This window comes from Bartonella sp. CL70QHWL, assembly GCF_042194855.1.
In the GTDB taxonomy this organism is placed as follows: domain Bacteria; phylum Pseudomonadota; class Alphaproteobacteria; order Rhizobiales; family Rhizobiaceae; genus Bartonella.
On sequence record NZ_JBHINJ010000105.1, the window covers coordinates 1 to 836 of the forward strand.

Here is an 836-nt window from a genome sequence, read left to right on the forward strand (position 1 = left end):
CATCACCAACACTCACAGCACCATAACCACTCTTCCATTGAGCGTCAGCACCTGTTGCATTCGCTTTCTTATAAGGAGAATAGCCAGAAACACCACTAGCCCTATCGGCGACAGAATCGTAACCTAGCGCAACACCGGCCCATTCTCTCACTTCTGTCCATCCACCAACAATGGTGGCAGCAGCAGCGTAGTCTTTCGAGTTGTTGCCAACAATAGTAACAGCGTCAAACAGGTTATTTTGTGAATGTACCTGTATGTTGTTACCAATAGCAATAATATTAGTACCCTTCGCATTCGGACTGTTTCCCAGTTTTATATCATCACTAGTTGCATACGTACTCACCCTCCTTGCTAAACTATTAACGCCAGACAGCAAAATATCATCACTATTATCGTCCTCAACAGGCAGCATCCACCCTTTTTTAACAAATGTTTTTGGCAATTTTCGCACAGCAATATTATCCGCACTCATGCTTTTATCGTTAACCGCTATTCTTGTAAGCTGTGGCACTTTCTTATCACCAACATTTCCAACTCGCGCAGAACGGCTACCTTCTGTCAAAACATTTACGATAGGACTCTTATCTCTCTTACCAGAAAGGGTTTTGGTTAAAAAATTTGCGTAATCATCAGAATCATTCAAACCAGCAACAGAGAGAAGGCTTTGTGGATAAGATACACCAGCACTTTTTACACCTTCAAGAAACGTGTTTCTAACATCAGGATTTGCTGAAAAAACAGGCGTAACATTCGATAAGGATGTAGCCGCTATAGCCAACGAAAGAACTTTAACAAAAGAAAAACGAGAACGTTTTAATTCACTCGCTGCTTGTGGG

General features: G+C 41.9%; 1 pseudogene. It reads right to left on the reverse strand.

From position 1 onward, the window contains the following. Positions 1 to 836 (reverse strand): annotated as a pseudogene (locus tag ACFIJZ_RS09935) (hypothetical protein); the annotation flags it as partial.